Annotated in this window: 25 protein-coding genes; 10 read left to right on the top strand and 15 right to left on the bottom strand. The window is 73.8% G+C overall.

Features of this window, described 5'->3' with window-relative positions:
- Positions 1-238: 238 nt before the first annotated feature.
- The 4 genes from pruA (at position 239) to ACZ7KX_RS18625 (ending at position 4,117) form a co-directional block, all read left to right on the top strand.
- Positions 239-1,867 (top strand): L-glutamate gamma-semialdehyde dehydrogenase, encoded by a 1,629-nt coding sequence (pruA, locus tag ACZ7KX_RS18640; RefSeq protein WP_470327351.1) that lies wholly within the window; start codon positions 239-241, stop codon positions 1,865-1,867.
- A 210-nt stretch (positions 1,868-2,077) separates the two neighbouring features.
- A complete protein-coding gene (locus ACZ7KX_RS18635; protein WP_470327350.1) occupies positions 2,078-3,007 on the top strand; it encodes a proline dehydrogenase family protein in 930 nt (309 codons plus the stop codon).
- 95 nt (positions 3,008-3,102) lie between these two features.
- Entirely contained in the window at positions 3,103-3,366 is a 264-nt protein-coding gene (locus ACZ7KX_RS18630) for a hypothetical protein (RefSeq protein ID WP_470327349.1), read from the top strand.
- A gap of 58 nt (positions 3,367-3,424) precedes the next feature.
- Positions 3,425-4,117: an RraA family protein gene (locus ACZ7KX_RS18625; RefSeq protein ID WP_470327348.1), complete on the top strand. Its 693-nt coding sequence runs from the start codon at positions 3,425-3,427 to the stop codon at positions 4,115-4,117.
- Positions 4,118-4,146: 29 nt separating this feature from the next.
- On the opposite strand, the gene ACZ7KX_RS18620 is transcribed toward ACZ7KX_RS18625, so the two are convergent.
- The 4 genes from ACZ7KX_RS18620 to ACZ7KX_RS18605 all read right to left on the bottom strand — a co-directional run bounded on the left by ACZ7KX_RS18620 (position 4,147) and on the right by ACZ7KX_RS18605 (position 8,599).
- Positions 4,147-4,635: a GNAT family N-acetyltransferase gene (locus ACZ7KX_RS18620; RefSeq protein ID WP_402804050.1), complete on the bottom strand. Its 489-nt coding sequence runs from the start codon at positions 4,633-4,635 to the stop codon at positions 4,147-4,149.
- A gap of 80 nt (positions 4,636-4,715) precedes the next feature.
- Entirely contained in the window at positions 4,716-5,681 is a 966-nt protein-coding gene (locus ACZ7KX_RS18615) for an SGNH/GDSL hydrolase family protein (RefSeq protein ID WP_470327347.1), read from the bottom strand.
- A gap of 115 nt (positions 5,682-5,796) precedes the next feature.
- Positions 5,797-7,116: a TerD family protein gene (locus ACZ7KX_RS18610; protein ID WP_470327478.1), complete on the bottom strand. Its 1,320-nt coding sequence runs from the start codon at positions 7,114-7,116 to the stop codon at positions 5,797-5,799.
- A gap of 223 nt (positions 7,117-7,339) precedes the next feature.
- Positions 7,340-8,599 carry a hypothetical protein gene (locus tag ACZ7KX_RS18605; protein WP_470327346.1) on the bottom strand — a complete coding sequence of 420 codons (1,260 nt, stop codon included), beginning with the start codon at positions 8,597-8,599 and terminating at the stop codon, positions 7,340-7,342.
- A gap of 331 nt (positions 8,600-8,930) precedes the next feature.
- Between ACZ7KX_RS18605 and ACZ7KX_RS18600 the strand changes: the two genes are divergently transcribed.
- Positions 8,931-9,431, top strand: a complete 501-nt coding sequence (locus tag ACZ7KX_RS18600; RefSeq protein ID WP_350521351.1) for an SsgA family sporulation/cell division regulator — start codon at positions 8,931-8,933, stop codon at positions 9,429-9,431.
- Between the two features lie 52 nt (positions 9,432-9,483).
- Here ACZ7KX_RS18600 and ACZ7KX_RS18595 read toward each other — a convergent pair whose 3' ends face one another.
- The 3 genes from ACZ7KX_RS18595 to ACZ7KX_RS18585 form a co-directional block, all read right to left on the bottom strand.
- Positions 9,484-10,920 (bottom strand): GAF domain-containing protein, encoded by a 1,437-nt coding sequence (locus tag ACZ7KX_RS18595; RefSeq protein ID WP_470327345.1) that lies wholly within the window; start codon positions 10,918-10,920, stop codon positions 9,484-9,486.
- Positions 10,921-11,066: 146 nt separating this feature from the next.
- Positions 11,067-12,188, bottom strand: coding sequence for a M56 family metallopeptidase (locus tag ACZ7KX_RS18590; protein WP_470327344.1), 1,122 nt, complete (start codon positions 12,186-12,188; stop codon positions 11,067-11,069).
- Positions 12,185-12,601: a BlaI/MecI/CopY family transcriptional regulator gene (locus ACZ7KX_RS18585; protein WP_470327343.1), complete on the bottom strand. Its 417-nt coding sequence runs from the start codon at positions 12,599-12,601 to the stop codon at positions 12,185-12,187. The genes ACZ7KX_RS18590 and ACZ7KX_RS18585 overlap by 4 nt, the downstream gene beginning before the upstream one ends.
- 230 nt (positions 12,602-12,831) lie before the next feature.
- On the opposite strand from ACZ7KX_RS18585, the gene ACZ7KX_RS18580 reads away from it, so the two are divergent.
- From ACZ7KX_RS18580 to ACZ7KX_RS18570, 3 genes are all read left to right on the top strand, one after another.
- Entirely contained in the window at positions 12,832-13,500 is a 669-nt protein-coding gene (locus ACZ7KX_RS18580) for a DedA family protein (RefSeq protein WP_470327342.1), read from the top strand.
- Positions 13,500-14,168 (top strand): phosphatase PAP2 family protein, encoded by a 669-nt coding sequence (locus ACZ7KX_RS18575; RefSeq protein ID WP_470327341.1) that lies wholly within the window; start codon positions 13,500-13,502, stop codon positions 14,166-14,168. Before ACZ7KX_RS18580 ends, ACZ7KX_RS18575 begins: the two co-directional genes overlap by 1 nt.
- 218 nt (positions 14,169-14,386) lie before the next feature.
- On the top strand, positions 14,387-14,902 hold the full coding sequence (locus ACZ7KX_RS18570) for a pyridoxamine 5'-phosphate oxidase family protein (protein WP_396546903.1): 516 nt from the start codon (positions 14,387-14,389) through the stop codon (positions 14,900-14,902).
- Between the two features lie 195 nt (positions 14,903-15,097).
- On the opposite strand, the gene ACZ7KX_RS18565 is transcribed toward ACZ7KX_RS18570, so the two are convergent.
- From ACZ7KX_RS18565 to ACZ7KX_RS18540, 6 genes are read right to left on the bottom strand one after another with little or no spacing between them, the layout of a single operon-like run.
- Positions 15,098-15,418 (bottom strand): DMT family transporter, encoded by a 321-nt coding sequence (locus ACZ7KX_RS18565; RefSeq protein ID WP_350521344.1) that lies wholly within the window; start codon positions 15,416-15,418, stop codon positions 15,098-15,100.
- A 7-nt stretch (positions 15,419-15,425) separates the two neighbouring features.
- On the bottom strand, positions 15,426-16,133 hold the full coding sequence (locus ACZ7KX_RS18560) for an HAD family hydrolase (protein WP_470327340.1): 708 nt from the start codon (positions 16,131-16,133) through the stop codon (positions 15,426-15,428).
- A gap of 50 nt (positions 16,134-16,183) precedes the next feature.
- Positions 16,184-17,269 carry an ABC transporter ATP-binding protein gene (locus ACZ7KX_RS18555; RefSeq protein WP_350521342.1) on the bottom strand — a complete coding sequence of 362 codons (1,086 nt, stop codon included), beginning with the start codon at positions 17,267-17,269 and terminating at the stop codon, positions 16,184-16,186.
- A gap of 54 nt (positions 17,270-17,323) precedes the next feature.
- Positions 17,324-18,133: an ABC transporter permease gene (locus ACZ7KX_RS18550; RefSeq protein ID WP_470327477.1), complete on the bottom strand. Its 810-nt coding sequence runs from the start codon at positions 18,131-18,133 to the stop codon at positions 17,324-17,326.
- Positions 18,133-19,107, bottom strand: coding sequence for an ABC transporter permease (locus ACZ7KX_RS18545; RefSeq protein WP_470327339.1), 975 nt, complete (start codon positions 19,105-19,107; stop codon positions 18,133-18,135). Before ACZ7KX_RS18545 ends, ACZ7KX_RS18550 begins: the two co-directional genes overlap by 1 nt.
- 6 nt (positions 19,108-19,113) lie before the next feature.
- A complete protein-coding gene (locus ACZ7KX_RS18540; protein ID WP_350521340.1) occupies positions 19,114-20,277 on the bottom strand; it encodes an ABC transporter substrate-binding protein in 1,164 nt (387 codons plus the stop codon).
- A 459-nt stretch (positions 20,278-20,736) separates the two neighbouring features.
- Between ACZ7KX_RS18540 and ACZ7KX_RS18535 the strand changes: the two genes are divergently transcribed.
- Positions 20,737-21,471 (top strand): GntR family transcriptional regulator, encoded by a 735-nt coding sequence (locus ACZ7KX_RS18535; RefSeq protein WP_396547018.1) that lies wholly within the window; start codon positions 20,737-20,739, stop codon positions 21,469-21,471.
- Positions 21,472-21,496: 25 nt separating this feature from the next.
- Here ACZ7KX_RS18535 and tmpA read toward each other — a convergent pair whose 3' ends face one another.
- On the bottom strand, positions 21,497-23,092 hold the full coding sequence (tmpA, locus tag ACZ7KX_RS18530; RefSeq protein WP_470327338.1) for a 2-trimethylaminoethylphosphonate dioxygenase: 1,596 nt from the start codon (positions 23,090-23,092) through the stop codon (positions 21,497-21,499).
- Positions 23,093-23,273: 181 nt separating this feature from the next.
- On the opposite strand from tmpA, the gene ACZ7KX_RS18525 reads away from it, so the two are divergent.
- A complete protein-coding gene (locus ACZ7KX_RS18525; RefSeq protein ID WP_470327337.1) occupies positions 23,274-23,858 on the top strand; it encodes a hypothetical protein in 585 nt (194 codons plus the stop codon).
- Between the two features lie 7 nt (positions 23,859-23,865).
- Here the strand turns inward: ACZ7KX_RS18525 and ACZ7KX_RS18520 are convergent, their stop codons facing one another.
- The gene (locus tag ACZ7KX_RS18520) at positions 23,866-24,402 is read right to left on the bottom strand and encodes a GNAT family N-acetyltransferase (protein ID WP_470327336.1); all 537 of its coding nucleotides are present in this window, start codon (positions 24,400-24,402) and stop codon (positions 23,866-23,868) included.
- Positions 24,403-24,529 lie beyond the last annotated feature (127 nt).

Below are 24,529 nucleotides of genomic sequence, written 5' to 3'. Positions count from 1 at the left end.
CGGGCGCGGTGCGCGGGCGGGTCGGGCGCCGTGATGGAGCGGGTCGGTCGCCGCGGGGGTGGGGCCGACCGTGACCGCGGCGTGACCCCCTTCGTCGGGCCGGACAACGCCGTACGGGGGAATTTAGCCGCCCGGCCAATCAAGTGGGTCGGTGGCCAGGAATAGCGTTCGTGCTGTGGCCGGCGTGCGACCCGCGCCGGCAATCCCCCCGCATTGAACGAAGGAGAGCGTGCGCTCTATGGACGCTGTGACCCAGGTCCCCGCGCCGGTGAACGAGCCGGTCCACAGCTACGCCCCCGGGAGCCCCGAACGGGCCCGTCTGGAGGCCAAGCTGAAGGAGCTGGGCGGCCAGGAGCCGGTCCAGCTGACCATGACGATCAACGGTGAGCGCCGGATGGGCGGCGGCACCGAGATCCACGTCGTCCAGCCGCACAACCACGCGGCTCGGCTCGGCACCCTGCGCAACGCCACCCAGGCCGACGCGCAGGAGGCCATCGACACTGCCCTGGCTGCTGCCCCGGCCTGGCAGGCGCTCTCCTTCGACTCCCGCGCCGCGATCTTCCTCAAGGCCGCCGACCTGCTGGCCGGCCCCTGGCGCGAGACCCTGGCCGCCGCCACCATGCTCGGCCAGTCCAAGACCGCGCAGCAGGCCGAGATCGACACCCCCTGCGAGCTGGTCGACTTCCTGCGCTTCAACGTGCACTTCGCCCGCCAGATCATGGCCGAGCAGCCGATCTCCTCGGACGGCGTGTGGAACCGCAGCGACCACCGTCCGCTGGAGGGCTTCGTCTACGCGATCACCCCGTTCAACTTCACCGCGATCGCCGGCAACCTGCCGACCGCGCCCGCGCTGATGGGCAACGTGGTGCTGTGGAAGCCGTCCCCGACCCAGCAGTACTCCGCGCACCTGCTGATGCAGCTGCTGGAGGAGGCCGGCCTGCCCAAGGGCGTCATCAACATGGTGACCGGCGACGGCCTGGCCGTCTCCGACGTCGCGCTGAAGCACCCGGCACTGGCGGGCATCCACTTCACCGGCTCCACCGCCACCTTCCAGCACCTGTGGCGCGAGGTCGGCACCAACATCTCGCAGTACCGCACCTACCCGCGGATCGTCGGTGAGACCGGTGGCAAGGACTTCCTGGTCGCCCACCCGTCGGCCGACCCGAAGGTCCTGAAGACCGCGATGACCCGCGGCGCCTTCGAGTTCCAGGGCCAGAAGTGCTCCGCGCTCTCCCGCGCCTACGTCCCCGCCTCGCTGTGGGCCGGGCTGAAGGACGAGTTCGCGGCCGAGGTCGAGGGCCTCACCATGGGCGACGTCACCGACCTGTCCAACTTCATGTCGGCCGTCATCGACGACCGCGCGTTCGCCAAGAACAAGGCCGCGATCGACCGCGCCCAGGCGGACTCCTCCGTGGAGGTCCTCGCCGGCGGCACCTACGACGACTCGGTCGGCTACTTCGTCCGCCCGACCGTCCTGGTCTGCCAGGACCCGGCGAGCGCGTACTTCAAGGACGAGTACTTCGGCCCGATCCTGGCCGTGTACGTCTACGAGGACGAGAAGTACGACGAGATGCTGGCCCAGATGGAGTCGGTGTCCCCGTACGGCCTGACCGGCTCGATCATCTCCCAGGACCGCGCGGCGGCCCAGGACGCGATGCACAAGCTGCGCTTCGCGGCCGGCAACTTCTACATCAACGACAAGCCGACCGGCGCCGTCGTCGGCCAGCAGCCCTTCGGTGGCGGGCGTGCCTCCGGCACCAACGACAAGGCCGGCGCCAAGCAGAACCTGGCGCGCTGGACCTCGACCCGCTCGGTCAAGGAGACCTTCGTCCCGCCGACGGACTACCGCTACCCGCACATGGGCTGACCCGCCCCGTGCCGACCACACGGCTCGTCCAGTAGCCACCGGTCACCCGCGACGCCCGGCCCCGCAGCCGGGCGTCGCCCCGCCGGGGCGGCGGCCCCTCCCTCCCGTCGCCCACCGCCACCCTTCTTGGGACGCGCTGTGCGCGGCACCCCTGACGCCGCCGCCCCGGCCCTTCTGCCACCCTTGGAAACACCAGCTCCAGGAGTCACGATGCTCCGTTCCGCCCTTCTCGCGGCCTCCCGGTCCCCGCAGGTCCGCACCGTGGTCGAGAAGTTCCCCCCGACCCACGCGATAGTCGAGCGCTTCGTCGCGGGCGAGGCCCTCGACGACGCGGTCACCGCCTGCGACGACCTGGTCGCCACCGGCCGCAAGGTCACCCTGGACCACCTCGGCGAGGACACCCAGGACGCCGCCCAGGCCGCCGGCACCGCCGAGGCGTACGAGCACCTGCTCAAGGCCCTCAAGGAGACCGGCCTGGCGGCCGGTGCCGAGGTGTCGGTCAAGCTGTCGGCCGTCGGCCAGTTCCTCCCGGTGGACGGCGAGAAGATCGCGCTGGAGAACGCCCGCCGCATCTGCGAGGCCGCCGCCGACGCGGGCACCACGGTGACCCTCGACATGGAGGACCACACCACCACCGACTCCACCCTCGCCATCGCGCGCGAGCTGCGGGCGGACTTCCCCTGGCTGGGCGTCGTGCTCCAGGCCTACCTGCGCCGCACCGAGGCCGACTGCCGCGAGTTCTCCGGCCCCGGCTCGCGCGTGCGCCTGTGCAAGGGCGCCTACAAGGAGCCCGAGGCGGTCGCCTTCCAGGGCAAGCACGAGGTCGACCTCGCGTACGTCCGCGCGCTGAAGATCCTGATGGCCGGCGAGGGCTACCCGATGATCGCCTCGCACGACCCCAACATGATCAAGATCGCCGGTCAGCTGGCCGAGTGGAACAACCGCACCCGGGACTCCTTCGAGTACCAGATGCTCTACGGCATCCGCCCCGAGGAGCAGCTGCGCCTCGCCGGCGAGGGCAACACGATGCGCGTGTACCTCCCGTACGGCCAGGAGTGGTACGGCTACTTCATGCGCCGCCTCGCCGAGCGCCCGGCCAACCTGACCTTCTTCCTGCGCGCCATGGCCACCCGCAGCTGACCCCGGCGCCACCGAACGGACGGCCCGCACCCCTGACGGGGGGTGCGGGCCGTTTTCGTGGTTCCGGAGTCCGCGGTCCAGAGGAAGTCCTTGGTGTGCTGCGACATCTGCATCTCGGTGGCCGGCTCGTGCCACACCTGATCGGCCAACTCGCTGCGGAGGTGGGCGTGACGGCCGCCACCGGGTGGTTCGATGAGGATCTCGCCTTCGAGGAGTTCGGCGCGGAGTCCTTCAGGGGTGCCGAGATCGAGGAACAGTTCGAGGAGGATGGCGCTATCGGTCGCGTCCATGGAAGTCCTCTCGTTCCGGCTTGCGCGCAGCCCAGTGGGTTCGATGATGTGTCGGGCGGGTTCGCGTGAAGATCACTCGATGGCGTGGTTTGCTGTTGAACTGGGCTTTTGGTGGGAGGAGTTGGGGATGCTGAAGGAGTTCGCGGGGCTGTCGACGCCGTTGGTGGCGGATGCGTGTGTGCGGCTCGGGGTGGGGCTGCGGGCGGCGCCGGTGGGGGTTCGCGGGGTGGCCGCGGGGAGCCGGGTGGCGGGGCGGGTGCTACCGGTGCGGCACTACGGGAGCGTGGACGTCTTCCTGGAGGCGTACGGGACCGCCCGGGAGGGGGACGTCCTGGTGATCGACAACGGCGGGCGGACCGACGAGGCCTGCATCGGGGACCTCGCGGTGCTGGAGGCGCGGGCCGCCGGGGTGGTCGGGATCGTGGTGTGGGGGCTGCACCGGGACACGCCCGAGCTGCTGGACATCGGGCTGCCGGTGTTCAGTTACGGCGCCCTGCCGCTCGGGCCGATGCGGCTGGACGAGCGGGAGCCGGAGGCGCTGCTCTCGGCGCAGGTCGGGCCGCACGCGGTGACCGTCGGGGACGTGGTGTTCGCCGACCCGGACGGGGTGCTGTTCGTCCCGGCCGACCGGGTCGAGGAGGTGCTGGAGACGGCGGGCGCGATCGCCCGGACCGAGCGCGCGCAGGCCGAGCGGATCGCCTCCGGGGACACGCTGCGCCGGCAGACCGCCTTCGACGACTACCTGGAGCGCCGCGCCGCCGACCCGTCGTACAGCTTCCGGCAGCACCTGCGGCGGGTCGGCGGGGCGATCGAGGAGTAGCGGCGGGACCTGATCCGGGAGCAAGTCCCTTACAGGGGGCGGTACATGACGTGCAGACCGACGTAGCCGTCGACCGGATGGCGGAAGGCCTCGGGGACGGTGCCGACGATCTCGAAGCCCAGCGACTCGTAGAGCTTCACGGCGTGGTGGTTGTTGGCGACCACCGCGTTGAACTGCATGGCGCGGAAGCCCGCCCGGCGGGCCCAGTCGAGGGTGTGCTCGACCAGGGCCCGCCCGATGCCCCTGCCGTGGTGGGCCGGATCGACCAGGTAGCTGGCGCTGGCGACGTGCGAGCCGTTGCCGGGCCGGTTGCGGTTCATGTTGGCGGTGCCGACGATCCGCCCGTCGTCGTCCACCGCGACCACCGTCCGGTTGGGGGCGGCGAGCAGCCACCACTCCCGGCCGAGCTCGGAGGGCATGTCGAGGGGGTAGGGGAAGGTCTCGCCGGCGGCGACGACGGTCCGGAAGAACGGCCAGATCTCGGGCCAGTCCTCGGGGGTGGCTTCGCGGATGAGCATCCGACAAGCATGATCCGCAGTATCGGGCCGGGCCAGTGGTTTTCCGCGGGATGCCCGGACCCCGCCCGACGGCCGGCGGGTCAGCCGCCGAGGACGGCGTTCTCGACGACGACGGCGGCGTTGGCCTGACCCCGGGCGTTCGGGTGCACCAGCGCGTACTTCAGGGGGAGGATGCTGGTCAGCACGCCGTCCAGCCAGTGGTCGGCGTCGCAGACGCTGTGGCCGGCGGTGGTGGGGTAGAGGTCGACGAAGGCGTCGCCGTGGGCGGCGGTGGTGCGGGCGATGGCCGCGTTGAGCGGCTCGACGATCGCGGTGCGGGCCCAGGCGAGGTCGCCGGTGGTGAAGGTGGCGAACTGGCGCAGGTCGCCGTAGGTGCAGAGGTTGACGTCCTCGGGGACGAGGTGCGGGTAGCCGACGGTGAGGACCTTGGCGGACGGGGCCTTGGCGTGCAACGCGGTGAGCATCCGGTCGTAGGCGTCGCGGAGCCCGGCGAGGCGGCCGGGCAGGCTCGCGTCGTACGCGTCCTTGCAGGGGGTGCCCTGGCCGAGGTGGGTGGCGCCGAGTTCGATGCAGTTCTTGAGGATCTCGGCGAAGCCGAGGTCGTTGCCGCCGATGCCGACGGTGATCAGGTCGGTGGCCGGGCCCACGGCGTCGATCTGCGGCGGGACGGGCGGGTAGGGGGCGTTCGGGTCGGAGCCGAGCGGCGGGAGCGGGCGGCCGAGCGGGGAGAGCTTGGTGGCGTCGACGTTCTCGGTGGTGGCGCCGCTGCAGCTGACGTTGTGCTGGTCGACCAGGGAGCCGAGGTCGCGACGGGCGATCTCGGGGTAGGACCCGACGGTGCGGGCGCAGCCGTCGACCGGCTCCGTCTCGGCGCCGGTGGCCTCGATGACGCCGGCGGTGTACGAGTCGCCCATCGCCACCCAGCTCAGGGCCCGGGCGCGGGCGGACGGCTTGGCGGCGGCCTGGACGGCGGTGGGCGTGGTCAGTCCGGCGGCGAGGACGACGGCGGTGCCGGCGACGGCGAGGCGGGACGGGAAGTGTGGCACGGTCTCTCCTCAGCGAGTGCGGGGGAGAGTGCGATTCACCCCCCTGAGAGTCAATCGAGCCGGTGCGTGGACGACTTGATGCCTCAGGAGGGTGAATTCGCGGGTGCGGGCATGACTAGAGCAGCGAGGCGGCGGGCTCGATCATCGCGCGGGCGGTCTTGCCGTCGACGTACTCGCCGAGTGCGGTCATCTCCCACTCGCCGCCCGGGCGGCGGACCAGCTTGCACATCACCACGCCGGTGCGGGGCTCGGAGTGGGTGAGGTCGAAGCGGACCAGTTCCTCGTTGGTGCCCGCGTCCAGCAGGCGGCAGTAGGCGTTCTTCACGTCCGTGAACTTCTGGCCGGAGAAGGAGTTGACGACGAAGACCAGTCCGTGGACCTCGGCCGGCAGGCCCTCCAGGTGCACGGTGATCATCTCGTCGTCACCGTCGCCGCCACCGGTGAGGTTGTCGCCGGAGTGGGCGATGGCGCCGTCGAAGATGTTCAGCTTCATGAACCAGGCCGTCTCCAGCCGCTTGTGGCGGGCGTCGAAGGCGAGGCAGGAGGCGTCCAGGTCGACGCTGCGGCCGCGGCCGGCGGGCTCCCAGCCGAGGGCCATCCGGACGGAGGAGAGGAAGGGGCGGCCGTTCTTGATCAGGGAGACGGAGCTGCCCTTGACCAGGCTGACCCGGCCCTTGTCCAGGGTGATCTTCGCCGGCGCGGCCGGGGCGGGAGCCGGGGGCGCGGCGGGCGGCGCCGGCGGGAGCGGGGGCAGCGCGTGGGAGCCGGTGGCGATGGCGATCCGCGGGTCGACCGCGGCGGCGGGCGGCGTTGCGGGCGCCGCCGGGGGAGCGGGCGGGGCCGTCGGCGGGGTGGGGAGCCGGTCGGTCGGGTCCGCAGCCTGCGGGGTGCTCGGGGTGGGGGCCGCGGGGGCCGGGGCAGCCTCGGCGGCCGGGGCCGGGGTGTCCTCGACGCTGACACCGAAGTCGGTGGCGATGCCCGCGAGGCCGTTGGCGTAGCCCTGGCCGACGGCGCGGACCTTCCAGGCGCCGTTGCGGAGGTAGACCTCGACCACGATCAGCGCGGTCTCCACGCCGAGCCGGGGCGGGGTGAAGGTGGCCAGGACCTCGCCGCTGTCGGCGTCCCGGACGGTGGCGGTGGGCTCCGTCCCGGCGAAGGTGGAGACCTGGTCGGCGGGGCTGGCGGTGACCACGATCTTGGTGATGCCGGCCGGGACGGCCCGGGTGTCGACGGTGATCGCGTCGGGGGTCCCGGGGGCGGCCGGGCGGTGGCTGACACCGGGGCCGTTCGGGGCGTTGAAGAAGACGAAGTCGTCGTCCGAGCGCACCTTCCCGGCGTCGGTCAGCAGCAGGCCGGAGACGTCCAGCGCCTTGGGCGCGGTGACCTCGACGGTCACTCGCGCGGCGGTCAGCGGTGCGTTGCCGCCTTGGGTCAGGACGGTGGGCACGGACTCCTCCTCGGGTGCGGAACGACGGCCCCGGGCGGGGGCCGTTGGGGGCGCCCGGCCGGGTGGTGCCCACAGTAACGAACGAGGGTGCGGGGATGCGCCCGTCCGGGCAGGTCAGCTGTCGGATCGTCGGACTGTTGGGACGTTGTAACAACGGGGCCGTCGGCCGGGCGGCCGCGTCGACCGGCCGGACCGGGCCGGCGGCGGGGGGTCAGCGGGGAGCGGGGGCCTGCGGACCGGCCGGAGTGCCCGGAGGCCGAGGTGCGGCGGGCAGGGGAAGGGCGGGGCCGAAGGTGCCGAGCGTGGCGACCGCGCGCGGGTGACCGAGGGCGAAGGCGGAGGCGCTCCAGCTCTCCGTCGGGGCCGACTTGCGGACCGCCGACGGGTCGGCCGCGGCCGGACGGGCGCCGCGCACCCCGAAGGTGTAGTGGCCCGGTCGGACGTCGGTGCCGGGCGGCGTGGTGAAGCGGTACACCAGGGTGCCGCGCTCCTGCTGGACGGTGACCACGGCTCCGGGCAGGTCGGTCCAGGCGGTGCCGGGGCCGGCGGCCGAGTCGCCCGGGACGAGCCGGAACTCGGCCTGCAGGGCGGTGACCGACTCGGTCACGGTGAGCCCCAGCTCGTGCCGCAGGCCGTCGCGGCCGAGCGGGGCGACCAGGGCGACGCCGGACAGGGCGTGGTCGGCGCTCGGGTCCGGGTCGACCGGATCGGGCACGACGGGAACGGGGGCCGTGGGAGCGGGTGCGGTCGGGTCGGGCGCGGTGGGGCCGGGGGCACCCGTCGCCGTGCCGGTGTCGCCGCCCGGGTCGGTCGCGGTGGGCGGCACGGGGTGGGTCGGTGCGGTGGGCTTGAGGCCGGGCCGGTTCGGCGGCCGGTCGTCGGTGGGCCCGCCGACGGGCTGCTCGGTGGGCGGGGTCGGGGCGACGGGCGAGGGCCCGGCCGGCGCCGGTGCGCCGGGCTGACCGCTCGGGTCGCTGCCCGCGAGCTGGGTGCCGGAGGGCTGCGCGTCCTGCCCGGCGGCGGTCCGGCCACCGGTCGGGTCGCCCGGGTGCGCCGAGCGCTCGGTGGGGGTGGCCAGGACGGGTGCCGCTCCCGAGGGGTGGGCCGAGGGGCGCGTGGGCGGGTGCGCCGGCTGCCGGGCGGCGGACGGCCCGCCGGAGGCCGGGCTGGCCGTGGGCGTCGACGCGGAGACCGCCTCGGCCTGGTCGGTGGCCCCCGGGGTGGGCGGCGGGGTGGAGCCGACCCGGGCCACGCCGGCCCGACGGCCGATCCCCTGCTGCTCGTTGAGCAGGAGGGTGGTGGCGATGCTGATGCCGACGACGGTGGACATCGCCATCGCGGCGCCGGAGAAGCGCAGGGTGGGCAGGCGGAGCCGGCCGCCGAACGGACGCGGTCGACCGTGCCGGCCGTTCCGGCCGTGCCGCTCGGGCTCGTGCCGCACGTCCTGCGTGGTGTCCTCGCGCACAGCCACCGGACCCCTCCCTCCCCGAAGTCGCCGTCGCGTCGCCGTATTCTCCCACGCGCGACCGCCGGGCCCGGCTCCGGCCGCCGCGGGGGGCCGTTTCCGCCGCGGGCCCGCGTCGGGGAGGGGGAGAGCGTACCAGCGGGCGGTCACACCGTGGACGGTTTCCATCCATTTCGCGGACATCCGTTCGATGTACGGAAGTTGACGCTCCGTCCGACAAGCGCCGTAAGGGTCGGTTGCCCCGGACGGGGGCTATTGCAACCTCCTTGCAACCCTTGCCGCCCGGCCCGGGGTGGCGCAGGCTGAGTGCATCCCACGCCGTCCCGGAGAGACCGTCATGCCGCCCGACCCGCTGTCCGCAGCCTCCAGTGCACCCCTCGCCGCCACCCCCACGGGCGGCGATGGGGACGGCTCCACCGCCGCTCCGGCGGCGGTGGAGGAGGTGCTGACCCTGCGGATCTCGCTGGGTGAGGAGGTCGTCGGCGAGGTGCGCACCCGGTTCCGGTTCGACGCCGTCCGGCCTTACGAGGTGCTGCTGACGTTCCATCTGGGGCGGCCGGACGAGGCCGACTGGGTGTTCTCGCGCGAGCTGCTGCGCGACGGCCTGCGCTCGTTGAGCGGCCAGGGCGACGTCAAGCTGTGGCCGGCGTACTGCCCCTGCCACGGTTCGACCCTGCACCTGGCGCTCGAATCCCCGCACGGCAGTGCCCTGTTGGAGGCCTCCAAGCCCCGGGTGCAGGCCTGGCTGGACCGGACGTACGCGCTGGTCTCCGAAGCGCAGGAGCGCGACTGCGGCCCCACCGACGCCGACCTGGCCGCGCTGCTCGCGGGCGGCTGACGGGCGGGCGGCCGTCGGTGGCCGGCGGCCGGTCGGCAGCCGGTGGCGAGCCTCAGCAGCCGAGCGGGGCCTCCCCGGGGGCGCGCGGCGGCGGGACGGGTGCCGCGCCGGGCAGTCGCGCGCTCCCTGCCGCCAGCGCGGTCCGCAGTCTCCGGACGGCCGGGGCCGAGGAGGACGGCAGCAGGTCGTACGGGTCGTCCGGCGCCTCCACCGTGACCAGCACCGACTCGGCGATCCGGTAAGGCCGGTGGGCGAGCAGCCCGCCCAGGTAGCGGCGCAGCCGGGACAGCTCGGCGCGGACCGTCACCGTCCGCCCCGCGTCGCCGAACAGCGCCTCGGCGAGCTGGGCGGCGGTGCTGCCCTCGCGTCCGGTGGCGAGCAGGAGCAGCAGTTCGGCGTGGCGAGGGCTGAGCGGGTGGGACCAGCTGCCGGCCGCGCCGCGGACGGACAGCTCGGGGCGGTCCGGCCGGCGCAGGTCGAGCCGGAGCCGGGCGCCCTCGGACTGTTCGGCGTCGACCGGGCCGGTGCCGTCCTCGCCGGGTGGCCGGACCGGGCGCACCAGCCAGCCGTCGGCGAGCGGTTCCAGCACGCACTCGCCGAGGCCGGGCACCCAGTGCACCGCGGCCGGTGCCCAGCCCTCGCTGGGCACCCGCAGCCGGTCGGGTGGCGGCAGCCCGGCTGCGGCGGCGGTCCACCCGGCCGCGTCCACGACCAGGGCCGGGCCGCCGACCCGGGCGAGCATCGGGGCGGCCAGGGTGCGCAGCTGGTGCAGCGCCTCCAGTCGGTGGGCGCGCAGCTCGGTCTCGGCGAGCCGGGCGGCGGTGGCGGTGAGCTGGAGCAGGTAGGGGCGGATGCTGTGCGCGGGGCCGCTCAGGTTGACGGCGCCGACGAGACGCCCGGTGCCGGGGTCGTGCACCGGTGCGGCCACGCAGGTCCAGGAGTGGTGGCTGCGCAGGTAGTGCTCGGAGGAGTGGACGTGCATCGGGCGCCGGGCGCGCAGGGCGACGGCGATGCCGTTGGTGCCGACGCTCTCCTCGACCCAGCGGGCGCCGGTGATGAAGCCGATCCGGTCGGCGCTGCGGCGCAGGCCGCGCTCGCCCTCCTGCCAGAGCACGTGGCCCTCGGCGTCGGCGATGGCGAGGATCAGCGGGACGGCGCCGGTCGGTTCCAGCAGGGTCTGCCGCAGGACTGGCATGACTGCGTCAAGTCCGCTGGCACGGCGGCGCTGTTCGACTTCGGCCGGGCCGAGCAGGACGGTGGCGGCGCCGGTGTCGGGGTCGAGTCCGAGCCGGCGCAGCCGGGCCCAGGAGTCGCCGATCTCCGGGCGGGGTTCGAGCAGGCCGGGGGCGCCGCCCTCCTCCGGGGACGGTCCGGCGAGCTCCCGGACGGCGGCGTCGGTGAGGGTCCGCTCGTGGACCTTGGCCAGCTCCGTCGTGGTCGGCGGGGTGCGGCGCTCTGGTCGTCGGGACTGCCGTCCGGTCTGCCGCACTCGTTCCGCTCCTCGCCGCCGTTCGAGGTCGCGCCGGGGCCGACGCGCTGACGAAAGCGTACGGGTGAGGCGGGCGCGTGGGGATGGGGTCTGCCAACTCGGCATACCGGGCGGTACGGCGGAGCGGCCCCGGGGCGCGGGCGGCGTCAGTGCCGCGCGCCCGTGCCCAGCTCGGCCGCCTCGACGGTGTGGTGCAGGTCGGCGGTGGCCTCCAGGGTGGCGCCGGTGCTCAGCGCCAGGCAGGCGGCCAGGGCCAGCGCGACGGCCCGCAGCCGGGCGCGGGGGGTGGCGGCCGGACGGGGCTGGAGCAGCGCGGCGACCCGGCGCGGGACCGGTCCGGAGTGGGCGGCTGCGGCCGCCCGGGGCCGGTCCGGCCAGGGGGAGCGGCTCGCGGCGAGGGCGGCCCGGCCGACCGCGCGGGCCGTCACGGTGCGGTCGCCGACCCGGGCCGCCGCCACCTCGTCGGCCCAGCGCTCCAGGTGGTATCCGAGGGGCGCGCGCAGTGCCCGGAGCGCCGGATGGACGTGGGCGGCGTGCTCGGCCACGGCGAGGAAGACGTGGTGGCGGGCGGCCAGGTGGGCGCGTTCGTGGGCGAGCAGGGCGGAGCGCTCGGGCCCGTTCAGGGCGCGCAGCATGCCGGAGGTGACCACGATCCGGCCCGGTTCGCCGGGACGGCCGGGGCGGCGCAGGCGGCCGGGCAGGGCGAAGGCGTCGGCGCGCTCGTCGTCCAGGACGCTGAGCGGGGGCTCGGCGGGCCGCAGCAGGGCCGCCACCGTCGATCGGGCGGGGGGCGGGGGAGTCGCGGCCGACGGTTCGGCGGGCCTCGGCGTCGGGGTGGTGAAGCGTTCCGGGGTGCGCGCCCGGCGCACGGTGGCGCCTCGGGGGCGCACGTCCGGATGCCGGTCACCGGGCGGGAGGGCGGCCCGGGCCGTCCGCAGTTCCAGCCGGCGGCGGCGGGCCGTGCGCACCGCCAGCGCGGCGAGCACGACGAGCGCCAGGGCGGCCGCCGCGGCGGCGAGCGGGGCGTCCGGCGCGGCCGCGGTGAGCCACCGCAGCGAGAGGTGGCCGAGGGCGGCGACCGGCGGCAGCTGGAGCAGCCCGGCGGTGGCGAGCAGGCCGAGCGAGCAGAGGGTGCCGCCGGCCAGCACGGCGGTGCTGCCCGCCAGCGTCCAGGCGGCGGCCCGCGGGGGCAGGGACTCGGCGAGGCGGCGGGCCAGGGGTGCGGCCAGGAGGGGCAGCAGCAGCGGGGCCCAGACGGCGATCATCATCGGCCGGCCGACCCCCGGGGGCCCGGTCGCGGGTCGTCGCCGGCGGGACCGTCGCCGAGCAGGTCGCGCAGCAGCTGCTCGTCCTCGGCGGAGAGGTCGGACACGAAGCGGGCCAGCACGGTGGAGCGGTCGGCCTCGCGGCCCAGCTCGGTGTGCATCCGGCGGGCCGCCAGTCCGGCGGTGTCCTGGACGGTCGGGGTGTAGGCGTAGGCGCGGCCGGCCCGGGTGCGCTCGACCGTCCCCTTGTCGTGCAGGCGGGCCAGGATCGTCGCGATCGTGGTCCGGGCGAGGTCCCCGCCGAGCGCCGCCTGGACGTCCTGCGGCGTCATCGGCTGCCGGGCCGACCAGAGGGCGGCCAGCACCTCGGCCTCCAGCTCCCCGGCGGGCCGGCGGACGGACGTTACGTCGGACATGGCGGCGTTTCCTCCAATTTTCGTCTACAGTCATGTAGACCGTCTACGTGACTGTAGACGGTCGGGCGGGGGTCCGGCTCGTGAACCCACCGGTCCGGGCGCTCCCAGTGAACCGCCGGCCGGGCGGGGTCGCGGTGCGCGGCCGACCCGGGCGGATCCGCTGCGAACCGATCGGTTCCGGGCGGATCCCGCCGTGAACCGCCCTCCAACGTACGGGAGGTCCGCCAGCCTTGCTCCAGTTCCCCGGCGATCCGGCCGTTCACCTCGCGGTGAACCCGCTGGACGCGTCCTCACTGCTCGCCGCCTTCGGCGCACTCGGCATCGCCGTCGTGCTCTTCGCCGAGACCGGCCTGCTGGTGGGCTTCTTCCTGCCCGGCGACTCGCTGCTGTTCACCGCCGGACTGCTCTGCGTGCCCGGAGCGACCGGGGGGCCGCAGCTGGAGCTGTGGCAGGTGCTGCCCGCCGCCCTGGTCGGGGCGCTGGGCGGGGCCCAGCTCGGCTACCTGATCGGCCGGCGCGGCGGCCGGGCACTGCTGCGCCGCACCCGGCGCAAGAGCCTGCTGCAGGGCGTCGAACGGGCTGAGGAACTGCTGGCGAAGTACGGCCACGGCAAGGCGATCGTGCTCGCGCGCTTCATCCCGGTGGTCCGAACGGTGCTGAATCCGCTGTGCGGCGTGCTGGAGGTGCCCGTCCGCTCGTTCACCCGCTGGCAGGTCCTCGGCGGTGCGGTCTGGACGATCGGCGTGGTGCTCGCCGGGTACGCGCTCGGATCGTCCGTACCCGGGATCGACCGGTATCTGTTGCCCGTCATCGGTCTGGTAGTAGTTGTCTCCGTGTTCCCCATTGTTCTCGAACTGTTCCGCGCCCGTAAGGCGCCACGTCACGGAGGTGACGCGTGATGCCCACCCGGGCCCTGGCCGTCTACGACGGCAGCGGCATCGACGGCAGCCTCTACACCCGGGTCAACGGGTGGGCGCAGTCGGCACCGCACTGGCTGGACGAGCTGATCAAGGTCTGGTCGGCGCTCGGCCTCGGACTGTTCGCACTCTTCATGCTCTGGGCGTGGTGGCGCGCACGCGGCGCGGACTCCGCGGTGATGGCCAAGGTGCTGGCCTCGCCGGTGATCGTGGTCCTCGCGTACGCCGTCAACTCGGTGTTCAAGGGGATCGTCGAGGAGGTCCGGCCCTGCGCGCAGATCCCCGGCAGCATCTCGCTGGAGACCTGCCCGGGCACCGGCGACTGGTCCTTCCCGAGCAACCACTCGGTGATCGCCTTCGCCGCCGCGGTCTCGCTCTGGTTCGTCAACCGCAGGCTCGGCTCGGTGGCCGTCCTGTTCGCGGCACTGATGGCTGCCTCCCGGGTCTGGGTCGGCGTGCACTACCCGCACGACGTGGCGGTCGGCGCGCTGGTCGGCCTGCTGGTCGCGGTGGTGCTGGCGCCGGTCGCCGGGCGCTGCGGGCCGCTCGTGGACCGGATGCGCTCCGGCGCACTGCGGCCGCTGCTCGGGCCGGGACAGCCGCCGCTGGTGAGCCCCGGGTACGCGGGGTACGGGGCGCCGCGGCACTGAGCACCCGGCGGCGTCGCTCCCGCCGGACGCGGCGACTGTCGATGACGCCGGTGCGGCGGCGCCGATTCCGCTGATTCCACCCGTTCCGCGGCCCTTGTCCGGCCGGGGCGGCGGGTAGAGCATGTGAGCCGGGCGTGGGGCCTCCTCGGAGGCGCCCGCCCGGCTCAGTCGTGCTCGGGGCGCGAAGGCGCCGGGCGTGCCAGCGGAGGGAGTGCCGTATGCCGTACAGACTCGACATCGCGCAGGGGGACTGGCCGGGCGACCTGCTGCACAAGGGCGTCGAGGGGCTGCTCGGGGAGGCCATGGTGCTCACCCTCGCCACCGCCGGCCACGAGCACGGGCCGCACGCCAACCTGGCCTTCTTCGCGTACGACGACGACCTCGTCCTCTACTTCGTCAGCGAGCGCTCCACCCGGCACAGCCACCACCTGGCCGAGGAGGCCCGGGCAGCCGCCACCGTCTTCCTGCCGCCGCCCGTCTTCGGCGAGCAACTGCGCGGCCTGCAGCTGACCGGCAGCGCGGGCGAGGCCTGGGGGCGGCAGGCGGAGGCGGCGCTGGCCGCGTACCAGGGGCGCTACCCGTCCTTCGCGCAGGACGAGGACGTCCGGCGGCAGTTCCTCACCGGGGGCGGGGCGGCGGCGCTGTACCGCTTCCAGGTGGAGGAGCTGACGGCGGTGGACGAGCCGAACTTCGGCCGCCGCAACTACCTGCGGGCCCGGGTGGTCCGGTCGTAGGCACGCCGGGCCCGGCCGTCCGCGCGCCCCGAGCCTCCGGGTCTCCGCACCTCCGCGCGTTGTGCGCAGGCCCCCTGATCCGGTCCCGGTGCCCGGGAACGCCGCGGAGCGGGAAGTCGGCACTTCCGACTTCCCGCTCCGGTGGGCGAGTCGACCAGCCCGTCAGTCAACTGACGGCCCGTCAGGATGCGCTCGTCAGTGGCTGCCCTTGAGGTTGAGCACGACCACCCCGACGATCACCAGCGCGATCCCCACCCACTGCAGCCGGCCGAGGGACTCGCCGAAGGCGACCACGCCGATCCCGGCGACCGCCGCCGTGCCGGCCCCCGACCAGACCGCGTAGGCGACCGAGACCGGGATGTGCTTGAGCGCGCGGCCGAGCAGCAGGAAGGAGAGCGCGTACCCGAGGCCGACCCCCAGGCTCGGCCAGAGGCGGGTGAACCCGTCGGTGAGTTTGAGGCAGCTGGTGGCGCAGACCTCGCTCAGGATGGCGAGGGCGAGCAGGACGTAAGGCATGTCGGGATCAAACCGCCGGAGCGGCGGTGAGCTTCCCGAGCAGCGCGAGATCGGCCTGCTCCAGGCTGGCGAGCAGCGTGATCCGCTCCCCGTCCGGCATCGGCGTGGCCGTGGACGGCACGGCGAGCACGGCGCAGCCGGCCGCGCTGGCGGAGGCGACCCCGGTCGGGGTGTCCTCGACGGCGAGGCAGACGGCCGGGTCCAGGCCGAGCCGCTCGGCGGCGGCGAGGTACGGGTCCGGGGCGGGCTTGGTGCGCTCGGTGTCCTCGGCGGCCAGGGTGACGGCGAACCAGTCGCGGCCGATGGCGGACAGCACCAGGTCGACGACCCGGCGCGGGGAGGCGGAGACCAGCGCGGTGGGCACCCCCGCGTCCTGCAGCGAGGCCAGCAGGGCGAGCGCGCCGGGGCGCGGCACCGTTTCGGCGGCGACCTTGCCGGCGAAGGAATCGCCCAGCCGGGCGGCGATCTCGGCCTCGTCGAGGGTGGTGCCGCTGACCCGGTGGAGGTGGGCGGCGGTGTGCTCGACGGCCTGGCCGAGCACCTCGGGGGCGTCCTGGTCGGTGAGCGGGTGGTGGAGTTCCGCGGCGATCTCGACGGCGGTCTGCCACCACAGCTGCTCGGTGTCGACCAGGGTGCCGTCCATGTCGAAGAGGACGGCGGCGGGCAGGGCGGCCCCGGCGGGGGCCGCGGTTCCGGTCACTACGGGTTCAGGCATGGCGGTACCTTCGGTGGTTCTCGAAGTCGGAGCAGGGACGTGCAAGGCTCTCAGGCCGGGCGGCGGTCCACCAGCACGGGGCGCTCGGGGAGGGTCAGCTCGGCGCGCGAACCGGCCGGCAGCGCGGCGGTGGCCTCGGTCGGCAGGTCGGCCTTCACCTCGGTGCCGTCGTCGAGGCGGACGGTGAGCCGGGTGACGGCGCCCAGGAAGGACGCGTTGACCACCAGGGCGGGGCCGTTCTCGGCGGGCGTCAGGTCGACGTTCTCCGGGCGGACCAGCACCTGCAGCTCGCCGTCGGCCGGGACCTCGCCGTCCACCGCGTGGCGGCGGCCGAGCACCTCGACGCCGTCCGAGGTGCGGGTGCACGGGATGCGGCTCATGGTGCCGACGAACTCGGCGACGAAGGCGGTGGCCGGCCGGCCGTACAGCTCGGACGGCGTGGCACACTGCTCCAGGCGGCCCGCGCGCAGCACCGCGACCCGGTCGGCCATCGACAGCGCCTCCTCCTGGTCGTGGGTGACGAACAGGGTGGTGATGCCCAGCTCCTGCTGCAGGCGCCGGATCTCCTCGCGCAGCTGCAGCCGGACCTTGGCGTCCAGCGCGGACAGCGGCTCGTCGAGCAGCAGCACCCGCGGCTGCAGGGCGAGCGCGCGGGCCAGCGCGATGCGCTGCTGCTGACCGCCGGACATCTGGTGCGGGTAGTGCTCGGCGCGGTGCGGCAGGCCGACCAGCTCCAGCAGCTCCTGGGCGCGCTTGCGGCGGTCGGCCTTGCCGGTGCCGCGCATCCGCAGCCCGAAGGCGACGTTGTCCAGCGCGGTCAGGTGCGGGAAGAGGCTGTACGACTGGAACACCATGCCCGCGTCGCGCTTGTGCGCCGGGATCGCGGTGATGTCCCGGCCGTCGACCAGGACCTCGCCGGAGTCGTGCTGCTCGAAGCCGGCCAGGATGCGCAGCGCGGTGGTCTTGCCGCAGCCGGACGGGCCGAGCAGGGCGAGCAGTTCGCCCGGGTGGACGGTGAGGTCCAGGCCGTCGAGGGCGGTGGTGGCGCCGAACGAGCGGCGCAGCGAGCGGAACTCGACGGTGGCGCTGCCGGGGGCGAGCGCGACGCCGGTGACGGGGGCGGGGGCCGTGGTCATGGCAGGGGACTCCTGGAAAGCGTGGGGTGGTTCAGGACCGTACGGGCGGTGCGCTCAGGAGCGCGCGGTCTTGCGGCCGCGGCCGACGGCGGACATCAACAGCAGGACGAGCCAGACGATCAACAGGCTGAGCATGGAGACCGCGACGGACATCTGGCCGTCGCTCTTGCCGTTGGAGTTGATCCACACCGAGAAGGGGGCGAAGCCGAGGATCGAGGCGGTGGTGAACTCGCCGAGCACCAGGGCGACGGTGAGCACGGCCGCGTTCAGCAGCGCACTGCGCAGGTTCGGCAGGACGACGGTGAACACCGCGCGCAGCCAGCCGGCGCCGCAGTTGCGGGCGGCCTCGACCAGGGTCACGACGTCCACGCCGCGCAGGCCGGCGTCGATCGCCCGGTAGGCGAAGGGCAGCGCCATCAGCACGTACGCGATGACCAGGACGATCGGGAACTGCGGGTCCTGGATCGCCACGATGGTCTGGAACAGCGGGGTGTCCTGCAGGTAGTCCGGGCCCCAGCGCAGCACGCCGATGATGCCCGTGGTGAGCGCGACCACCGGGACGACCAGCGGCATCGAGCACATCACCTCGATCACCGGGCGCAGCTTGGGCGCGCCGAGCCGGGCGGCGAGCATCGCCGGGACGAGCAGGAGCAGCAGCACCGCGACGGTGACGCCGGCCAGTTCGAGGCTGAGCAGCAGGCTGTCGGTGAAGCCGGGGGCGTTCAGCAGCTCGGTGTAGGCGCGGAAGGTGGTGCCGCCCTTGTTGTCGTCGATGCTGAACCACAGCGAGGCGGCCATCGGCACGGCGAAGTAGACGCCGCAGAGCAGCAGGACCAGGCCGCGGCCGAAACGGATGCGATTGATCAGGCGAGCCACTTGGCACTCCGGCGCTGAAGGGGCAGGTACACGGCCATCACCAGGCAGGCGACCACGATCATGTCGAGGCCGAGGGCGAGGGCGAGGTTGCCCTGGCCGACCAGGACGTTGCCGGACAGCGCGTCGCCGATCTGCATCGAGATCAGCGGCACCGAACTGCCCACCATGGCCTCGGCGGTGGCGTACGCGGCGAAGGAGGCGCCGAACAGCAGCACGAAGCCGCCGAGCAGCGAGGGCAGCAGCACGGGCAGCGCGACGTGCCGCCAGTACTGCAGCGAGGTGGCGCCGTTGTTCTGGGCGGCCTCGCGCCACTGCACGCGCAGGCCCTCCAGGGCCGGCGTGATGGTGATGACCATCAGCGGGACCAGGAAGTAGAGGTAGACCACCGAGAGGCCGGAGAAGGTGTAGAGGTTCCAGCCGTGCGCGGTCAGGCCGAGCTTCTTGGTGACCTCGCCGGAGTTGCCGAGGGTGGCGACGAACATGAACGCCAGCGGCACGCCGCCGAAGTTGGCGAGCACGCCGGAGGCCGACATCACCGCCTCGCGGAACATCCGGAACCGGGAGGTCGCCACGGCCTGGGCCAGCGGCAGGCCGACCACGGTGGCGATCAGCGCGGTCAGCAGCGAGAGCTTCACGCTGCCCCACAGGGCCGTCCAGTAGGCGCCCTGGAGCGAGCCGGTGAGGTTGTCGGTGGTGAAGGTGCCGCCGCCGTCGGGTGCGTCCGAGGACGTGGTGAACGCGCCGATGGCGATCGCGACGGCGGGCAGGCCGAAGCCGATCACGAAGAACAGCAGCAGGGGGAGGGCGGCGAGCCAGGCTCGGCCGCCGCCCCGGCGCTTGCCGGAGCGGGGGGCCTTGGCCGTGCGGGCCGAGGCCGTGGTGGGGGTTGCGGGGCCGGGGGCGCCCCCGCCGCTCTGGGCGGCGGAGGCGGTGGCCGGCACCGGGGTGGGAGCCGTGGTCATCTCAGGTCAGCCCGCGATCGCCTTGGCCCAGTTCTCGGTCACGGTCTTCTTGGCCGCGTCCGTCTGGTCCTGGGTCGGGAAGGTGGTGAAGGGCTTCTCGACCGGCGGGAGCTTCGCGGCGGCGGCCGCGTCCAGGGTGCCGGCGGCCTTCATGGCGTCGAACAGGGCCGGGGTGGCGTAGCCACCGAGGAAGCCGTTCTGGCCCTGGGCGCTGTAGAGGTACTCCTCCCACAGGCGCGCGGCGGCCGGGTGCGGGGCGTCCTTGTTGATCGCCTGGTTGTAGTACTGGGCGTAGGAGCCGTCCGAGGGGATGGCCACCTGCCAGTCGATGCCCTTGTCCTTGAACTTGTCGGCGTAGCCGGCGTTCAGGTACGACCAGTCGATCGAGATCGGGGTCTCGCCCTTCTCGATGGTCGCCGGGGTGACCTCGACCGGGTTGAAGTTGCCGGCCTGCTTGACCTTGCCGAAGAAGTCGATGCCGGGCTGGATGTTGTCCAGCGAGCCGCCGTTGGCGAGCGCGGCGGCGTACACGGCGCCGAAGGCGGCGCCGGCCTTGGTCGGGTTGCCGTTGAGGGCGACCATGCCCTTGTAGTCGGGCTTCAGCAGGTCGGCGAAGGTCTTCGGGCAGACGGACACCTTCTTGGCGTCGCAGCCGATCGACATGTAGCCGCCGTAGTCGTTGTAGTGCCGACCGTCGGCGTCCTTCATGGTGGCCGGGATCTTGTCGAAGTCCGTCACCTTGTACGGGGCCAGCAGGCCCTGCTTGGCGGCGCTCAGCGCGAAGGCGGAGCCGAGGTCGACGACGTCGGGCGCGCGGTCCTGGCCCTTGCGGGAGGTGACCGCGTTGATCTCGTCCTGGCTGGAGCCGTCCGGGTTCTCGTCCTCGATCTCGATGCCGTACTTGGCCTTGAAGTCGTCCATCAGCTTGCCGTAGTTCGCCCAGTCGCGCGGCAGCGTGATGACGTGCAGCTTGCCCTCCTTCTTGGCGGCGGCAACCAGCGCGTCCATGCCGCCGAAGTCGGCGACCGAGGTGGCGGTCTTGGCGTTCTTGCCGCCCGCGGCGTCGCCGGACTTCGCGGAGGAGCCGGCGGAACCGCAGGCGGTGAGGGAGAGCGCGGCGGCGGTCAGGACGGCCGCGAAGGCGGCGGTACGGGCGCGGTGCACGGACACGGGTCAGTCTCCTGATAAGGGGGAACTGCGAGTGGGCGTCTCGATCGGGGGATCTGGCGAGTGGCGGTCCGGAGTCGTCCGGGCTTCGGGGGCTGTTCGGAACCGTCCGAGTTGACTAGCCAACTTCGCTGACGGAGGTAAGTACGCCGGAGCCCGGTGACGGGAAGGTGAACGGACGGCCCGGAACCGGGGTCGGCTACGGGAACGGTGGAATCCGGCCATCGGAGCGTGATCGGTTCGGTGCGATGCTTCGAAGGCGTAGCGGGATAGGGTCTGGCTGTCCGCGCCGGTACCGCTGCGCAGGACACCGCCCCAGGAGGGACATTGACTGACGTGGCAACCGAGCCCCAGCGCCCCGAGGCCGAGGGGCGCCCGGCCGCGAGAGAGCACGCCGGCGCCGAGGAGCGTCCCGTCAGCGGGGACCGTCCCGCCGCGACCGGGGAGCGGGCCTCCGGCGCGCTGTACCGGAAGGTGGCCGCCGACCTGCGCGAGGCCATCACCACCGGCGCGTTCGGCGAGGCCGGCCGGCTGCCCGCCGAGGGCGCGCTGGCCGAGCAGTACGGCGTCTCGCGCGGCACGGTCCGTCAGGCGCTCGCGGTGCTGCGCTCCGACGGGCTGGTCACCTCCCGCCGCGGCACCCGCCGGGTGGTGCTCGGCGGCGCGCGGGTGCAGAGCTTCTCCGAACTGCTCAGCTTCACGCACTGGGCGTACTCCATGGGCGAGGAGCCCGGCGGCATCCTGGACTCGCTGGTGCGCCGCCCGGCGGACGCCGCCGAGCGCGAGCAACTGCGCCTGGAACCGGGCGCCGAGGTGTACGTGACGGTCCGGCTGCGGACGCTGTCCGGCACGCCGGTGATGGTCGAACGCACCGTCTACCCGCCGCGGGTCGGCGAGATCGTCGCCGAACTGCCGCCGGACGTGGTCTCGCACACCGAGGTGCTGCGCGAGCACGGCATCCTGTTCACCGACGCCGACCACACCATCGACATCGTCGCCGCCAACGCCGAGGACGCCCGGCTGCTCGGCTGCCGCCGCGGCGGCCCGCTGCTGCGCGAGCGGCGCCGGACCACCGACCCGACCGGCACCCCGGTGGAGTGGTCCCAGGACCGCTACCTGCCCGGGACGGTGGCGTTCAGCGTGCACAACTCCCTTGCCACCTCGGCACTTTCGCGGCACGCGCGGGAGATGGACTGAGCCGTCCCCCGCGCGTCCCGGTGCGCTACCGCATGAGGGCGGCGAGCAGCGGCCGGTAGTGGTCGAAGCCGGGGGTCGGCGCGCCGGCCACCTTCGCCTGCTCGTCCCAGCGCCGTACGGCCACCGCGTCGACCGCGCCGGGGAGTTCGGCGAAGGCGGCGGCTTCGGCGTCGGACATCGGGCCGCCCTGGACGCTCAGCGTGTACTCGGAGGCCGCGGAGAGCCGGTCGCGGTACCCGGGCTCGACCGCGCACAGGTAGCGCTTGGCCGCCACGTGCAGCCGGACCGGCTCGGTGACCTCCGGGCCGAACCAGCGGGCCAGCCAGTCGGCGCCGGTGTCGCTGTGCCGGTTGTCGTTCCCCTGCATCAGGTCCCGTCCGTGCAGGGCCCCCTGGCTGTGCCCGTTGGAGAAATGGCCGACGTCGTGCAGCAGGGCGGCGGCGACCAGGTGGTCCGGGGCTCCGGCGGCCTCGGCGGCAGCGGCGGCCTGCAGCATGTGCTCGGCCATGGTGACCTCCTCGCCCAGGTACTCCCCGGCGCCCTCGCCCGCGAACAGCCCGGCGACCGCGTCCAGGGCGGCGGTGCGGTGGTGCAGCACGGCGAGGGTGCTCGACAGCGAGTCCAGGTCGGCGTAGCAGCCCTGGAGGTGCCGGTGGCCGTCCTGCCGGAAGGCCGTGCGGGCGTGCAGCAGGCGGGTGTTGTCGAAGACCAGGCAGTCGCCGGGGCGGAGGCGGAAGGTGAGCTGCAGCTCGGGGCGCAGGGTGATCGCGGCGAAGCGGCGGTAGGCGGCGTAGAAGGCGCTCAGCTGCTCGCCGCTCCCGCGCAGGGTGCCGATCGAGCGGTTGTTGAACCGCACCTCGCGGATCCGGCCGAGGGCGTCGACGTCGATCAGCGGACGGTCGGCGCGCAGCTCGGTGCGGCGGTCGCGGAAGACGAAGGGGACGGGTGTGCGGGTCAGCGTCTCGAAGTCCGCCGGCGCCTCCGCGCGGAGGGCCGCCGCGGCCTTGAAGCCGTCCACCAGACCGGAGTCCCCGCCGGTCGCCGAGTTCTCCAGGCAGTGCAGCAGTTGCAGCGTCGGCACCGGGTCGCGGTACGGGTTGTCGGTGTGCGGTGCGATGGCGGCGCTGGTGAAGGCGAGGTTGTTCGGGTCCGGCTCGACCCGGACGTCGAACAGCTCCCCGTAGTTGGTGACCCGCACGTACCCGAAGCTCTCCGCCACCCGCAGCACCTGCCGCTCCACGGCCGGCACCCCGCGCAGCACCGCGAACCCGCTGCGGAGGACGGCGGCGAGCACCGCGGCCTGCTCGGCCGGGTCGTTCAGGTACTCCTCCCACTCCGCCTCCGGGATCCCGCGGGCGAAGTCGGCGGCCGCCCAGAGCCGCTTGCCCTGCTCGGTGCGGCCGTCGCCCCGGTCCGCCTCGTCGAGCCACGCCAGCGGGTAGCGCGAGCGGTGCCCGTCCGACCAGAGCACTTCCAGCCGACCGTCGGACTCGGTGCTCGCCGCGATCGCCAGGCCGTCCGGCAGGTCGTCGATCTGGAACAGCTTCTGCCCGTTGCGCGGATCCCGGCACTCGGCGCACGGGCAGTTGTCGCGCAGCCAGTACGGCGGCAGCTCGGTCATGGGGGTCTCCTCCTTGGCGGCATCTCGGGTGAAGTTGTATAGCCAACTTCGCCCGCCTGCTGGAGCCTGCCTGCCGGTGGTGAGATCCCGGTGCCCGCCGGGTGAACGCTGCGCGAACTGTCCGAGGGGCGGTCTCCGGAGCCGGTTGCGCGGGGTGGTCCAGACCTGCTCGGATGTGCCGGTGAATGATCGACTCCCGAGAGCCGTCGCCCTGGCGGCGCTGGCCGCGCTGGCCGCGCTGGCCGTCTCCTGCACCGGCAAAGCCGCCGCCTCGGCTGCCACCCCGGCCGCCATTCGGACTGAGACGGACTGGCAGTACCGCCCGCCCCAGGAGTTCGACGGCCTTCCGTCCGTCCCGGACTCAGCCTTCGTGAAGCTCATCCGCAGCGGGGTCGCCAAGGGAGACCTGCCCGCCACCGCCGTCGGCACCAGCTACATCAGCGGCGACGACGTCCGGAACATCACCATCCGCGCGGTGCCACAGCACGACAACGATCCGGCCGGGGCCCTGGACCGCCTGATGCAGAAGGAACTCAAGCCGGACCTGCGCGCCCGTTTCACCGACACCGACCCCGGCGAGCGCGGCGGCGTGATGCGCTGCGGCCCCCTCCGGGGTGACGACGGCACGGTGACCGCGCTCTGCCTCTGGGGCGACGGCAGCATGCTGGGCATCTACGGCGAGTTCGCCCGGGGCACGGAGCAGGACATGGACGCCGCCGCCCGGCACGCCCGCGAGTTCCGCACCCTCGCCGAGGTGTCGTCCTGAGCGGACCTCACAGGTCCAGCAGCATGACGTCGTGCTCGGCCGCGCCCTTCCACGGAACCGCCCTGCCGACCCGGCGGTAGCCCCACTCCCGGTATGCGGCCTGTGCCGCCGTCGCCTCGGGGCGGCTGTTCAGCATCACGCGCCGGCTTTCCAGCCCGGACACCAGGGTGCGGTGCAGCTCGGTGGCGATGCCCTGCCTGCGCCAGGCAGGGCGTACAGCCAGTTCGAAGAGGCCGAACGTCCGACTCCCGTCCTCGCGGCGCAGCTCCTCGGGTACGGGGCCGGTGAGTGTGTCCCACCAGCCGGTGCTTGCGGCCAGGGGATGGCCGTATGCCATCCCGACGACCAGCTCGCCGTCGAACGCCACCGTCGCCCGGAACCCTCGCCGCCGTACCTGTGATCGGAAGCGGCCGAAGGCGCGCTCGATGTCGGGCGGACCTTCACCGTACGGCGGTTCCGCGAAGGCCTCGGCGAACACGGTCTTCAGCTGCTCCTCCAGGTCTGCCGTCTGCCCGCTGTCCAGGACCTTGACCGTCACCGTCACGCTGCCTTCCCCTTCTTCGGAGTCACACCGACTGCTCGAAGCCGTTCCATGAAGTCCCGCGCCGATGCCGTGTCGACTCGCTCGACAGGTGCTGTTCATCCCCCGGGGTTGGGTTCACGCAGGGCAG

This window comes from Kitasatospora sp. NPDC038210 (genome assembly GCF_055600605.1).
The sequence above is the reverse complement of the archived record's forward strand: the minus strand, read 5'-3'. Positions and strand labels throughout refer to the sequence as shown.